The sequence below is a fragment of the Sorangium sp. So ce363 genome (assembly GCF_051520435.1).
In the GTDB taxonomy this organism is placed as follows: Bacteria; Myxococcota_A; Polyangia; order Polyangiales; family Polyangiaceae; genus Sorangium; species Sorangium cellulosum_B.
This window is the reverse complement of sequence record NZ_CP150333.1, coordinates 7,815,400-7,828,343: the sequence shown is the minus strand read 5'-3', so window position 1 is coordinate 7,828,343 and position 12,944 is coordinate 7,815,400. Positions and strand designations below refer to the sequence as shown.

Below are 12,944 nucleotides of genomic sequence, written 5' to 3'. Positions count from 1 at the left end.
GGCGTCTCTCGGATCACGTTGGCTCCGTTGTTGATATTGAAAGTGATGTTCAACTTCGATATGCTGTGATCTCGCTGACGTCAAGAGAAAAACGGGCGCCGTTGAAGGGGGCCGCTCCGATGGCGGGCGACGGCATGGGCGCCGGCGGGAGGTCCAGGGGAGCGTGCTCGCGCCCCGGCTTCTGGATGGCCCCGAGGGTTCTGTCGGAAGGGGATGGTGATGCTGGGGGGGCGGATCGGGATCAGCGCGCACGTCGTGGCGATGGCTCCGGCGGGGCCGCGGCGCGGATACCGTGTTGACGCCTGTGTCCGGTCTGGGTGGAAGAGCTGGTGTGCTCGGGTCTGCTGGCGCGCCGGGACGAACAAAGCTTTGGGCGGGTGATCATCGGAGACCGGCGTTGGTTACAATGAGCGCTAGATGAAGCCTCTCCGCGCAGCTCGTCCTCTCGCGATCTCCACGAAGTCCCTTGTTGCCCTCGTGCTTTCCGCGTCGCCGGCCGTCGCGTTCGGCGCGGGCTGCGGCGTGGCGGACAGCGTGCCGATCCCGAGCGCCGGAGCGCACGAGGGGACAGGCCATGAGCCGACCAGCACGGGCGCCGCGAGCATCGGCGCCGGGCCGAGCGGCGGGAGCGCAGCGGACCCCGGAGCGAGCTCGGGCGCGGGGCGCGCCGAGGTCATCGGGGCCGTCGTCTCTCGCCATGATGTCGTCAGGATCATCGCTCTCGGCGACACCGGAGAGGGAAACCTCGCGCAGAACCAGGTCGCCGATCGGATGAGCGAGAAGTGCATCGAGGTCGGGGGCTGTCATGCCGTGATGATGAACGGTGACAATTTCTACGACCACGGCGTGGTCGACACGAGCGATGCGCAGTGGGGTCCCAAGTTCGAGCAGCCCTACGACAGGCCCGGCCTGAACGGCCTCCCGTTCTATGCGGTGCTGGGCAACCACGACCATGGCCCCAGCAGCAGCGGCGTGCGGCAAGCGCAGATCGACTACTCGCAGCTGCCCGTGGGCGACGGGCCTGGCATGCGGCTGACCGCCAAGTGGCACATGCCCGCCTCGTATTACGACGTTCGCGTCGGCGACGTCCATCTCTTCGGGATCGATACCGTCGACTTCACCTCCGATGACCAGGCGCGCGACATGAGCGCGCGGGTCGCCGCCTCGGACGCCACGTGGAAGATCGTCTTTGGCCATCACCCCCGCTACACGTCCGGAGTTCACGCCTCGGACAACCCGTCGCTCGGGATGAGCGGGATGTTCGCCATGCAGCAGGCCATCTACTGCGGGGCCGACATGTACATGGCCGGCCACGACCACAACCTCGAGTTCATCGACAAGGGGCGAGACGAGGGCTGCCCGAACGTCTATTTCGCCATCAGCGGCGCCGGTTCGAAGACCCGCCCGGTCGTCTCCTCGGTCCCGACCGAGCGGGGGCAGCTCTTCTTCACGGACAAGACCGAGGGCTTCGCCTATCTGCGGTTCGAGGGGAGGAACCTGCTGTTCGAGTTCATCGACAAACAAGGGGCGCCGATCTTCACGACGACCATGACCAAGTGAGCGGGCGCCGCCCTCGGCGGCCGAGCGGCGCCGCGGCCGTCAGCGGCGCTCGTCGTCGCGCGGCGGGCCGTCGTGCTCGTCGTCGCGCCGCCTCCCGAACGAGATCGTGCTCTCGGTGCCCGCGAGCATCCGCCGGATGTTCGGGATGTGCTTGAGCCAGACGAGCGCGGCGAGGAGCAGCGAGAGGCAGAGGGCCGGGGCGCCCCGCTCGCCGAGGAGCCAGAGGAAGAGGGGCAGGGCGAGGGCGCCGGTGAGGGAGCCCGCCGAGACCATGCGGGTCGCCCGCACGATGACCGCGAAGACGGCCAGCGTGGCGAGCGTGGACCGCGGCGCCAGCACGAGCAGGACACCGCAGGACGTCGCGACGCCCTTGCCGCCCCGCATCCCGAGGAAGACCGTGTAGTCGTGGCCCAGCACCGCGGTGAGGCCGCCCGCCGCGACGACCCACCCGCCCGGCGCGACGGAGAGCCACGACGCGAGGGGCCCGGCGACGAGCGCGCCCTTCGCCACATCCGCGGCGAGGACGGCCAGGCCAGGCCCCCAGCCGAAGGCGCGCAGGACGTTCGTCGCGCCGATGTTCCCCGAGCCGACCTCGCGGAGGTCGACCCCTTTGACGAACCGCGCGAAGAGGTAGCCTGTCGGGATCGCTCCGAGGAGGTAGGCAAGGGCCAGGTAGATTGCCGTCATTGCCGTCATCGCGCGCCTCCATGCCCGCGCTCACGGCGGGTGTAGCACGCGCGCCGCGTCGAGCGCGCGCCAAAGAGCCCATGTCACGATGGCGATCATGGTATTCTGCGAACATGGCTGACCTGGCGCCCGTCTCGACCCGGAGTGGCCGCGCCCCCAAGATCGCGCTCGTCCTGGCCGGCGGTGCCGCGCGCGGCGCTTACGAGGTCGGCGTGGTGCAGCACATCCTCGAGGACGTCTCTCGCGATCTCGGCCGCGAGGCGCCGCTCGATATCCTGTGCGGCACCTCGGTCGGCGCCATCAACGTCTGTGGGCTCGCCGCGTTCGCGGACGAGGCGCGGAGCCGCGCGCGGCGGCTCGCCGCGGTGTGGACGCGCCTGCGCATCGACGACCTCGTGCGCCTCGACGTGCGCGGCGTGCTCGCGGTCGGGCACGACCTGCTCCGCGGGGGCGCCGCGAGCGCGCGCGCGCCATCAAGCGGCGGCCGCGCCGCGCTCCTCGACACGTCGGGCCTCGAGCGGCAGATCGCGGAGGCCGTGCCCTTCGAGCGGATCGACGGCCACCTCGAGAGGGGGCTCCTGTCGGCGCTGACCGTGTCGACGACGCTGGTCAAGAGCGGCCGCACGGTCGTCTTCGTCCACCGTCGCGAGCCCGGCCTGCCGCCCTGGAGCCACGACCCGACGATCTCCCCGCGCGCCACCGCGATCCGCGCGCAGCACGCGCTCGCCTCGTCCGCGCTCCCCATCCTGTTCCGCCCGGTGAACATCGACGGAGAGCTCTACTGTGACGGCGGGCTGCGCCAGAACGTCCCGCTGTCGCCCGCGCGGCGCCTCGGGGCCGACGGCGTGATCGTGGTCAATCCGCGGTACATCGAGCCCGCGTCGAGCGCGGCCGAGCGCGACGGGCCGGGCTTCCCCGGGCCCCTCTTCCTGCTCGGCAAGACGCTGAACGCGCTGATGCTCGACCGGATCGACAACGACCTGGCGCGGCTCGAGAGCATCAACGGGATCCTGGAGGCGGGGCGGCGGCGCTATGGCGAGGGCTTCATCGGCGAGCTCAACGACGAGCTCGGGCTGCCGCCGGGGCGCGCGCTCCGGCCGATGCGGTCGCTGCTCATCCGCGCCTCCAAGGACATCGGCGGCCTGGCGGCGGAGTTCGTGCGCTCCCCGGCGTTCCGCGCGCGGGCCACGGGCGTGCTCGGCCGCGTGATGCGGCGCCTCGCCGAGGGAGACGAGCAGCGCGAGGCCGACTTCCTGTCCTACCTGCTGTTCGACGGGGAGTTCGCGGGGCGGCTCATCGAGATAGGCCGCGCGGACGCGCGCGCGCGGCACGAGGAGCTGTGCGCGTTCTTCGAGCGGGCGCTGAGGCCGGGCGGGTTCGAGGAGCGGGCGCCCTGAGGGGGCCTGGAGACACAGGCACGCTCTGGATCCGTCCGGATCCTCTCGGGCGCCGAGGCTCAGACGGCGTCGGGGCGCTCGGCGCCTATCTCGGCGCGAGCTCCGCGCGGCCGCGGCGCCCGGTGTAGACTCGCGCCGCGAGATGGCACCTTCGGATCCCTTCGGCTGGGTGGGCGCGACGATCGGCGGCAAGTACCGGCTCGACGCCGTGGTCGGCGAGGGCGGGTTCGGCGTCGTCTACCGCGGCCAGCACCTCGGGTTCGACGAGCCGGTCGCGGTCAAGTGCCTGAAGCTGCTCGGATCGCTGGCCCCGGCGGAGCGCGCGTCGTTCCAGCGGATGCTCCTCGACGAGGGGCGGCTCCTCCACCGCCTCTCCCGGGCGAGCGCCGGCATCGTGCAGGCCCTCGACACCGGCGCCGCGGTCTCGCCGTCGGGCGAGTGGACGCCTTATCTCGTGCTCGAGTGGCTCCATGGCGTGCCGCTCGACCGCGAGATCGCCGAGCGGCGCGCCCGCGGCGAGGCGGCGCGCCCGCTCGCCGAGGCGGTCGCCCTGCTCGCGCCCGCGGCGTACGCGCTCGAGGTCGCGCACGCGCAGGGCGTCGCCCACCGCGACGTCAAGCCGGCCAACCTGTTCCTCGCCGAGATCGGCGGCCGGCGCACGCTGAAGGTCCTCGACTTCGGCATCGCCAAGGTGCTCGGCGAGCTCTCGAGCATGACGCAGGCGATGGCCGAGACAGGGAGCGCGCTCCGGGCCTTCACCGTCCATTACGGCGCGCCGGAGCAGTTTCACCACCGCTTCGGCGCGACCGGGCCGTGGACCGACGTCTTCGCGCTCGCCCTGGTGCTCATCGAGGTGGCCTCGGGCAACCGCGCCCTCCTCGGCAGCGACGTCACGCAGCTGTACATCGCCGCGACCGATCCGGCGTTCCGCCCGAGCCTGGGCGGCGCGGGCGTGAGCGCGCCCGACGCCGTCGAGGCGGTGGTGCGCCGCGCGCTCGCGATCGACCCGCGGGAGCGCTACCGCACGGCAGGCGAGCTCTGGGGGGCGCTCGAGGCTGCGATGGCGACGGCCGCGCCCGCCGGCGCGGTCGCAGCGGGCAGCCCGCCTGCGGGCGCAGCGCCCGGCGCTGCGGCGCTGGGCGTGTCGGGGACAGAGCGCGTGGCTGCCGGCCCTGCCGCGCTGGGCCTGGCGGACACGGCGCATACGCCGGCCGCGCTCCCTGCGCGTGAAGGCGGCGCGCTCGCGTCCACGTCCATGGACGGCGCGCCTGCGCCCGCCGGGACCGCGCTCGCCGGCGCGCCGCCCGCGCCATCCCTCACGACGATGCGTGGCCTGGCGACGAGCGCGCCGCCGCAGGCCGCCCCGCAACCGGCGTCGCCCCCTCCCACGCCCCAGGCCGCCAGGGCCGCCCCGCGGCGGCGCCTGATGCCCGCGCTCGTCTCGGTGGCCGCGCTGGCCGCGGCCGGCGCAGGCGCCGTCGCGTTCGTCCGCCACCGCGCCCCCGACGAGGCGCGGCCGGCGCGCGTGCTCGGCGGCCTTACCGCGCCCCGGATGAAGGCGCCGCCCCCGCCCGACATGGTCCGGATGCCGGCGGGCCGCTTCACGATGGGCAGCACGAAGGGCGGCAAATCCGAGCGCCCGCCCCACGAGGTGACGCTGACCCGCGCGTTCGACGTCGATCGCACCGAGGTGACGGTCGCCGCCTACCAGCGCTGCGTCGAGGCGGGCCGGTGCACGCCGAGCGGCCTGCACGGCCCCCGCGCGACCGACGCCGACGTCGAGCAGCGCGGCGCGCTCTGCACCGCGGCGGATCCCGCGAAGTCGCAACACCCGATCTCGTGCGTCGACCAGGCGCAGGCGGCCGCGTACTGCGCCTTCGCCGGCAAGCGGCTCCCGACCGAGGCCGAGTGGGAATACGCCGCGCGCGGCGCCGACGGCCGCGAGTATCCGTGGGGCAACGAGCCGCCAGGGTGCGCGCACGCGGTCGTGTCTCGGCCTCCTGGGCAGGGCTGCGGCGGGCGCGGCCGGGGCACCCAGGAGGTCGGCTCGGCCAAGGCCGGAGCGAGCCCGTCGGGCGCGCTCGACATGGCGGGCAACGTCTGGGAGTGGGTGGCCGACGGCTGGGACCCAGGCGTGTATGCCAGAGGCGCCCAGACAGATCCCCAGGTGCCGGCGACCGGCAGCAGGGGCGTGCTCCGGGGGGGATCGTGGGACTTCTCCGCCAGCACGGCAAAAGCGACGTTCCGGCTGGCGTATGATCGTGAGGCAGGTGACGTCTCGACCGGGTTTCGTTGCGTTCGCTCGGTCGATTGAACACGAGGTCCCGTGAGCGGGCAGCAGGGAAGCGCGGATCAGCGGGCCAGGCTCATTTCAGCCGCGCCGGGGATAGGCTATCTATCCCATCTTGGTCGAACGTCGATTCACACGCCCGATCGCGAGGTAGGATGTTGGGACACGTAGAGCCGTGCGATCGGGCGCACAAGACCAGGTCACCGCGAGCACGTCCTCCGATGCGGGCCGGCGAGGTCCACCCCGCGCATGAGCCCGGTGACTCCGCTTCCTCACCGGTCAACCCCTGCTGCGCCCACAGGAGCCCATGCAAGAATCCGAGAAGTTGATCTCCATCGAGGAAGGCCGGATGCAACGCGTCATCGATGCGGTTGCGCTCGCGTCCACGGGAGAGGTCGAGCTCGCGCTGAAGCAGCTGGCGGCGGTCGAACACGACGCCTTCGGGGTGATCGAGGAGGCTCTGCGCGTCTTTCTCTCCGAGCTCTCCGCGACCACGCAGCAGAAGAGCCAGGCGCTCGCCGCGCTCGCCGCCTCGAAGCGCGAGCTCGAGCATCAGCTGGACACCATCCAGCGCCAGGAGTGCGCGATCCGGGAGCTCTCGGTGCCGATCATCGACATATGGCACGGCATCCTCACGCTCCCGCTCGTCGGGCTGTTCGACTCGGTGCGCGCCGTCGAGGTGACCGAGCGGCTCCTCGTGCGCGTGGCGGAAGACAGCGACGTCGAGTGGGTGATCCTCGATCTGACCGGCGTCACGCTCATCGACTCCATGACCGCCCAGCACCTCATCAAGCTGGCTCAGGCGGTGCAGCTCCTCGGCGCGCGCTGCGTCCTCACCGGCCTGGGCGGTCATGTCGCGGAGACGCTCGTCGCGATCGGCGTCGCGTTCGACGAGCTGAACCCGATGCGCAGCCTGCGGGAGGGGCTCAGGTTCTGCCTTGCGCAGCGGGGGCGCACGATCTCACCGCGCTGATCCGCGGAGCTCCGCTTCGTGCGGCGTCGCCTTTGCGGAACGCAGCCGGTGTGCCAAGGGATATCCTGTTGCAGCCCATGGAGAACGCGACGATCCCCGCTCGCTTCCAGGACACCGCAGACGCCCGCCGTCGCTTCGGCGACCAGCTCGATCGCCTGGGGCCCTTCCTGCTCCGCGTCGATCCGGTCGCCGACGCCGTCGTGGACGCGTTCGCGTCGATGCCTCCGGGCCAGGGCTTCCGTCTCCTGGAGGCTGCCCTCGCGCGCGGCATCGACGATGACCGCACGGTGAAAGAGGCCCCGGCCGAGCTGCGGGCGCTCTTCGCGTCGGTCGATCACGTGCCCCTCTGGGTGGACTGGGAGGCGGTGAACCGCGGCGGGGCGGCGTTCCTGCGCACGGGCGTCCTCGGCGGGATCCTGCTCGCGATGCAGTCGCTCATCCTCGGGTACGCGTCGCCCGGCGGGAACAAGCCGCTGGTCTTCTCGGGGAGGCTCCGCGAGCAGGCCGAGCGCCGCCTCGCCGAGACGAGCCGGTTCGTCTATGCCGTGAGCCAGGCGAACGGAATGCGCCGCTCCGGCGAGGGCTTCGCGATCACCGTCAAGGTGCGCGTCATGCACGCGCAGGTGCGGCGCCTCATCCGAGCGAGCGGCCGGTGGCAGGCGGCCCTCTGGGGCGAGCCGATCAACCAGCACGACATGGTGGCGACGGCGCTGCTCTTCTCGGTCGCGGTCATCGACGGCCTCGACAAGCTCGCCTACCGCTTCGCGCCCGCCCAGAGGGAGGACCTCGTCCACCTCTGGCGCTACGTCGCCCACGTCATCGGCGTCGAGCCGGAGCTCATCCCCGGCTCCTACGCCGAGGCGCGTCGGCTGGCCGAGATGATCTTCGCGACGCAGGGCGCGCCGGACCACGACTCGCGCATGCTCGTGGACTCGCTGCTCACCCGCAGGGTGCGCAGCGCGCGAACCGACGGCGAGCGCCGGAGCGCCGAGCGGTTCATGGCCGTCTCCTGCGGCCTCTCCCGGGCCGTGCTGGGCGACGAGCTCGCCGAGCAGCTCGGCGTGCCCCGGCAGCGCTCGCCCCTCGTCGTGCCGCTGCTCCGCGCGGTCGCCGCCGCGTCGAGCCGCGCGCACGCGCTGCCGCCCCTGCAGGATCTCGCGCTCGACCTCGGCGACCTCCGCTGGCGGCGCGTCATCTCGATGGGCCTCGGCGGCCGCCCGGCCGACTTCGCGCCCCCGGAGCGCCTCGCCGGCAGCGGCACCTGAGCGGTCACGCCGCTCGCGGGGCGAGGCGGCCGCGGCGCCGGATGTCCAGGGCGACGGCGTGGGAGCGGGCGCGGCAGTCGGGGTTGAACCGCCCTCCGGTTCTGCGGTACGAGACCTCCGGCATGGAGATCATCCCTTACGGCGGTTGGAAGCGCGCCGCGCGCCTCGTCTGCGGCGACACGGAGCTCGTCGTCACGCTCGACATCGGCCCGCGCATCATCCGGTACGGCGTCATCGGCGGTCCGAACGAGTTCTCCGAGATCCCCGAGGACATGGGCGCGACAGGCGGAACCCACTACAGGTTCTACGGCGGTCACCGGCTCTGGATCGGCCCCGAGGACGAGCAGCGGACGCTGCAGCCCGACAACGATCCCGTGCAGCACCGGGAGGAGAACGGCGCGCTCGTGCTCCGGACCGCGCCGGACAGGTACGGAATGCAGAAGGAGGTCCGCATCGCGGCGGACGCGGCGGCGGGCAGGTTCGTCATCGATCATGCGATCGAGAACCACAGCGCTTATGCGGTCGAGTTCGCCCCGTGGTCGCTCTCCGTGATGGCGGGCGGCGGCGAGTGCCTGTTCCCGCAGGCGCCGTTCGTCCCGCACCCCGATCGCGTCTTGCCGGCGCGGCCGCTCGTGCTGTGGTCGTACACCGACATGGCCGAGCCCCGGTGGACCTGGGGCAAGCGCGTGATCCGCCTGCGGCAGGTCGCGGGCAAGGGGCCGCAGAAGGTGGGTGCGCTCGTGACCCAGGGCTACGCGGCGTACGCGAACCACGGGAACGTGTTCCTGAAGCGGTTCCCGTTCATCGAGGGCGCCACGTACCCGGACATGGGGTGCAACTTCGAGACGTTCACGAACGCGGACATGCTCGAGGTCGAGTCGCTCGGCCCGCTGCAGCGCGTTTCGCCCGGCGCCCGCGCGGAGCACCGGGAGGCGTGGTATCTCCTCAAGGGCGTTCAGCCGCCCGCCGAGGACGGCGCGTGCGCGGACTGGCTCGAGGCGGCGGCGAAGGACAGGCCGCTGTGAACCGCTGATCCTGAGCGCGTGGGGGGCGGGCCCTCCTCGCCACCGTCCACGGCCCTCCGCGGGGGGCGGCGAGGCGAGCGGCGCTCAGGCCTCCACCTTGCCGGCCGCGCGCCTCAGGAAGCCCTCGATCGCTCGCGCCGACGCCTCCGGCGCGAGCTGCAGCACGAGGTGCGGAGCGTCGACCGTGACGCACTCCAGGTCGGGCCGCATGCGGCGGAGCTCGCGCAGCACGCGCGGCGGCACCAGCGTGTCGCCCGCGGCGCCCAGGTAGAGCAGCGGCGCGGCGCAGCCCTGAAGCGCCGCGCGCGCGTCCACCGAGAGCACCTCGCGCACGCGCGCCGCCATCACCGCGGGATCGACGGTCTCGACGTTCGCGGCCACGCGCTCGAGCCACGCGGCGGAGGCGTCTGCGCCGACGAGGTAGTGGCGCGAGACGAGCTCCGGCGCGCGGCGGCGGAAGAGCCATGGGCCGACGAGGTGCCGCGCCAGCGGCGGGACGGGCCACACCGGGTTCGTGACGAAGGTGGCCACGAGCACCACGCCGACGAGCTGCCCGGCGCTCCGGCAGGCCAGGCGGAGCGCGAGCGGCCCCGAGAACGACTCGCCGAGCAGCGCATACGGCCCGTCCGCGGGCAGGCGCGCCGCGACCAGCTCTTCGAGCGCGTCGTAATCGAGCGCCCTGTCCGCGGGGTAGGAGACGACCTCCGGCGCGATGTCGGCGGACAGCGTCGAGAGGAACGGCTCGAAGAGCGCGCCGGTGCCGTCGAGGCCGGGGAGGAGCAGCAGGCGGAGCGGTTCGTCGCTGGGTGCCATGGGCCGTCAGTCGGGGGTCCGCTCGGCGCGCACCGGCGCGCTGGAGACGACGACGGGCGCACGCCAGAGATACCTGTCGAGGAACGTCAGCACGCGCCGGTCGATCTCGGCGCCACGGAAGCCGTGCCCCCACGCCGCGACAGGCACGAGCACGCTCGGCGCGCCCGCGCGCAAGAGCGCCCTGTGCATCGCTTCTGAGAGGGCGAACGGGACCACTTCGTCGCGCGTGCCGTGCATCAACAGGAACGGCGGATCCCGCGCGTCGACATGGTGGATCGCGGAGGCCGAGCGCACCAGGTCCGCGCGCTCCTGCGGAGGGCCGTTGAAGAGGGGATCGAGCCGGCCGTGCATCTCGGCGATCGCGTCGGGCGTCGTCGCCGAGGCGAAGAAAGCCGCCATGTCCGTCGGTCCGCAGAAGTTGATGACGGCCTGGACACGGCTCGTAGGCGGCCGGGGGCCGCCCGGAGGCGGCGGGTCTCCCTCGACCGCAGCGTCGCCGGCCGTCGTGCCGAGCACGCTCGCGATCTGGCCGCCGGAGGACTCTCCCCAGACGGCGATTCGCTCTGGATCGATGCCATAGCGGTCCGCCGCGGCGCGCGCCCAGCGGACGGCGGCCTCCGCGTCGCGGAGCTGCGCGGGCCAGGGGAAGGTCGGCGTGAAGCGGTACTCGATGGTGATCCCGACGTAGCGGCCCGTCGCGACGAGCTGCGGGAGGAACTCGTGGCCTTGCTCCCGCGTGCCCCGCCTCCAGCTCCCACCGTGGATGTACACGACGGCCGGCAGGCGGGCTGCGCTCGGTGGATCGGGCCTGAGGACGTCGGCCAGGAGCCGCTGGCCGCCAGCGAGGCTGTACTCGACGCCGCGCTCGACGACGACGGCGCTCCGGCGCGCAGCGGTCGAGGCGGCCTTCCGCGGGGCCGGCGCGCCGCCGGCGGCCTGCGCGCCAGCGCAGCCGGAGAGCGACGCGAGGAGCACCAGCGCGACAGCGATGGCGCGGCCGCGCTGGCGCATCGTGCGGTCTCGGTTGCCCCGTGTCATCGCCTGCCCCCCGTCATTGGCCAGGCGAGCATACTGTGGCACAGGAGGCGCAACAGCAGGAAGGAAGGCGCTCCGAGGCGCCACGCGCTCGGCCTGCGGCGTGCGCTCGCGCGGGATCGAGCGCACGCCGCTCGCGTGGACAGGCGGAGCACCCGCTGTGCGCTGCGGAGGGCTTTGTTCGTCCCGCGCGCTCGGCTATGCGGAGGCTCATGCCGCTACACCCCCTCGCGGGCCGCAAGGCCCCTCCCGACGTGCTGATCGATCCCGACACGCTGTGCGCGCAGTACTACAGCGAGCGCCCCGACATGGGCGATCCGCAGCAGCGCGTCGCCTTCGGCACCTCCGGCCACCGCGGCTCGGCCGCGCGGCGCAGCTTCAACGAGGCGCACGTCCTCGCGGTCGCGCAGGCCATCTGCGACTACCGCGCGAAGGAGGGCACGACGGGCTCGCTCTACCTCGGCATGGACACGCACGCGCTCTCGGAGCCGGCGCAGCGCAGCGTGATCGAGGTCTTCGCGGCCAACGGGGTCGACGTGCTCATCGCCGAGCGGAACGGCGTCACGCCGACGCCGGCCATCTCGCACGCGATCCTCACCGCCAACCGCGGGCGCACCTCCGGCCTCGCGGACGGCGTGGTGATCACGCCGTCGCACAACCCGCCCGACGACGGCGGCATCAAGTACAACCCGCCGAACGGCGGGCCGGCCGACACCGCCGTCACCGGCTGGATCGAGGAGCGCGCCAACGAGCTGCTCCGCGCCGACAACGCGGGCGTGAAGCGCACGCCCTACGAGGCCGCGCTGCGCGCCCCGACGACCCACCCGTACGATTTCATCGGCCCCTACGTCGCCGATCTCGGCAACGTCGTCGATCTCGAGGCCGTCCGCGGCGCGAAGCTGCGCATCGGCGTCGACCCGCTCGGCGGCTCGAACATCGCGTACTGGGCGCCGATCGCCGAGAAGTTCGGGCTGGATATCACGGTGGTGAACCAGGCCGTCGACCCCACCTTCAGCTTCATGCCCCTCGATCACGACGGCAAGATCCGCATGGACTGCTCGTCGCCGCACGCGATGGCGAACCTCATCGCGCTCAAGGACGACTACGATCTCGCGTTCGGCAACGACGCCGACTCGGATCGCCACGGCATCGTCACGCGCAGCGCCGGGCTGATGAACCCGAACCATTACCTCGCCGTGGCGGTGTCCTACCTGTTCCGGAACCGCCCGCTCTGGCGGTCCGACGCGGCCGTGGGCAAGACGCTCGTCTCGAGCAGCATGATCGATCGGGTGGCGAAGGACCTCGGCCGCCCGCTCCGCGAGGTGCCGGTCGGCTTCAAGTGGTTCGTCGACGGGCTGCTCGACGGCTCGCTCGGCTTCGGCGGCGAGGAGAGCGCGGGCGCCTCGTTCCTGCGGAAGAACGGGCAGGTGTGGTCGACGGACAAGGACGGTATCCTCCTCGACCTGCTCGCCGCCGAGATCCTCGCCCGCACCGGGCGCGACCCGGCCGAGCACTACCGCGACCTCACCGCGCGGTTCGGCGCGCCGATCTACACCCGCATCGACGCGCCGGCCACGCCGAGCCAGAAGAGCGTGCTCAAGAAGCTCTCCCCCGACGCGGTGCGCGCCAAGACCCTCGCGGGCGAGCCGATCACCGCGAAGCTCACGCGCGCGCCCGGCAACGGCGGCGAGATCGGCGGGCTCAAGGTCGTCGCGGAGAACGGCTGGTTCGCCGCGCGGCCCTCGGGCACCGAGGACGTCTACAAGATCTACGCGGAGAGCTTCAAGGACCAGGCGCACCTCGATCGCGTGCTCGACGAGGCGCGCGCGATGGTCACCGACGCGCTGTCGGCCAAGTGAGCTCCCCGGGCGCGCCCGAGATCTCTTGATCTCCCGGCGC

At 72.7% G+C, this 12,944-nt stretch carries 10 protein-coding genes; 7 read left to right on the top strand and 3 right to left on the bottom strand.

The window, feature by feature from the left end:
- The first annotated feature begins 417 nt into the window (after window positions 1–417).
- On the top strand, window positions 418–1,560 hold the full coding sequence (locus tag WMF12_RS29185) for a purple acid phosphatase family protein (protein ID WP_437850676.1): 1,143 nt from the start codon (window positions 418–420) through the stop codon (window positions 1,558–1,560).
- 39 nt (window positions 1,561–1,599) lie between these two features.
- Here the strand turns inward: WMF12_RS29185 and plsY are convergent, their stop codons facing one another.
- On the bottom strand, window positions 1,600–2,256 hold the full coding sequence (gene plsY / locus WMF12_RS29180; RefSeq protein ID WP_437850675.1) for a glycerol-3-phosphate 1-O-acyltransferase PlsY: 657 nt from the start codon (window positions 2,254–2,256) through the stop codon (window positions 1,600–1,602).
- 104 nt (window positions 2,257–2,360) lie between these two features.
- Between plsY and WMF12_RS29175 the strand changes: the two genes are divergently transcribed.
- From WMF12_RS29175 to WMF12_RS29155, 5 genes are all read left to right on the top strand, one after another.
- On the top strand, window positions 2,361–3,644 hold the full coding sequence (locus tag WMF12_RS29175; RefSeq protein WP_437739961.1) for a patatin-like phospholipase family protein: 1,284 nt from the start codon (window positions 2,361–2,363) through the stop codon (window positions 3,642–3,644).
- Between the two features lie 142 nt (window positions 3,645–3,786).
- Window positions 3,787–5,958: an SUMF1/EgtB/PvdO family nonheme iron enzyme gene (locus WMF12_RS29170; RefSeq protein ID WP_437850673.1), complete on the top strand. Its 2,172-nt coding sequence runs from the start codon at window positions 3,787–3,789 to the stop codon at window positions 5,956–5,958.
- A gap of 283 nt (window positions 5,959–6,241) precedes the next feature.
- Entirely contained in the window at window positions 6,242–6,907 is a 666-nt protein-coding gene (locus WMF12_RS29165; RefSeq protein WP_437850671.1) for an STAS domain-containing protein, read from the top strand.
- A 77-nt stretch (window positions 6,908–6,984) separates the two neighbouring features.
- Window positions 6,985–8,172, top strand: a complete 1,188-nt coding sequence (locus WMF12_RS29160) for an oxygenase MpaB family protein (RefSeq protein ID WP_437850669.1) — start codon at window positions 6,985–6,987, stop codon at window positions 8,170–8,172.
- 122 nt (window positions 8,173–8,294) lie between these two features.
- Window positions 8,295–9,197 (top strand): hypothetical protein, encoded by a 903-nt coding sequence (locus WMF12_RS29155; protein ID WP_437850667.1) that lies wholly within the window; start codon window positions 8,295–8,297, stop codon window positions 9,195–9,197.
- An 84-nt stretch (window positions 9,198–9,281) separates the two neighbouring features.
- Here the strand turns inward: WMF12_RS29155 and WMF12_RS29150 are convergent, their stop codons facing one another.
- Both WMF12_RS29150 and WMF12_RS29145 read right to left on the bottom strand, forming a co-directional pair.
- The gene (locus WMF12_RS29150) at window positions 9,282–10,010 is read right to left on the bottom strand and encodes an alpha/beta fold hydrolase (protein ID WP_437850665.1); all 729 of its coding nucleotides are present in this window, start codon (window positions 10,008–10,010) and stop codon (window positions 9,282–9,284) included.
- Window positions 10,011–10,016: 6 nt separating this feature from the next.
- A complete protein-coding gene (locus tag WMF12_RS29145) occupies window positions 10,017–11,021 on the bottom strand; it encodes an alpha/beta hydrolase fold domain-containing protein (RefSeq protein WP_437850663.1) in 1,005 nt (334 codons plus the stop codon).
- Window positions 11,022–11,257: 236 nt separating this feature from the next.
- On the opposite strand from WMF12_RS29145, the gene pgm reads away from it, so the two are divergent.
- Window positions 11,258–12,904 carry a phosphoglucomutase (alpha-D-glucose-1,6-bisphosphate-dependent) gene (pgm, locus tag WMF12_RS29140; protein ID WP_437850662.1) on the top strand — a complete coding sequence of 549 codons (1,647 nt, stop codon included), beginning with the start codon at window positions 11,258–11,260 and terminating at the stop codon, window positions 12,902–12,904.
- Window positions 12,905–12,944: the final 40 nt, after the last annotated feature.

What these genes read in the sequence shown, in the direction of transcription:
- WMF12_RS29185 (WP_437850676.1), top strand. Translation starts at nt 418, where the DNA reads ATGAAGCCTCTCCGCGCAGCTCGTCCTCTCGCGATCTCCACGAAGTCC.
- plsY (WP_437850675.1), bottom strand. Translation starts at nt 2,256, where the DNA reads ATGACGGCAATGACGGCAATCTACCTGGCCCTTGCCTACCTCCTCGGA.
- WMF12_RS29175 (WP_437739961.1), top strand. Translation starts at nt 2,361, where the DNA reads ATGGCTGACCTGGCGCCCGTCTCGACCCGGAGTGGCCGCGCCCCCAAG.
- WMF12_RS29170 (WP_437850673.1), top strand. Translation starts at nt 3,787, where the DNA reads ATGGCACCTTCGGATCCCTTCGGCTGGGTGGGCGCGACGATCGGCGGC.
- WMF12_RS29165 (WP_437850671.1), top strand. Translation starts at nt 6,242, where the DNA reads ATGCAAGAATCCGAGAAGTTGATCTCCATCGAGGAAGGCCGGATGCAA.
- WMF12_RS29160 (WP_437850669.1), top strand. Translation starts at nt 6,985, where the DNA reads ATGGAGAACGCGACGATCCCCGCTCGCTTCCAGGACACCGCAGACGCC.
- WMF12_RS29155 (WP_437850667.1), top strand. Translation starts at nt 8,295, where the DNA reads ATGGAGATCATCCCTTACGGCGGTTGGAAGCGCGCCGCGCGCCTCGTC.
- WMF12_RS29150 (WP_437850665.1), bottom strand. Translation starts at nt 10,010, where the DNA reads ATGGCACCCAGCGACGAACCGCTCCGCCTGCTGCTCCTCCCCGGCCTC.
- WMF12_RS29145 (WP_437850663.1), bottom strand. Translation starts at nt 11,021, where the DNA reads ATGCGCCAGCGCGGCCGCGCCATCGCTGTCGCGCTGGTGCTCCTCGCG.
- pgm (WP_437850662.1), top strand. Translation starts at nt 11,258, where the DNA reads ATGCCGCTACACCCCCTCGCGGGCCGCAAGGCCCCTCCCGACGTGCTG.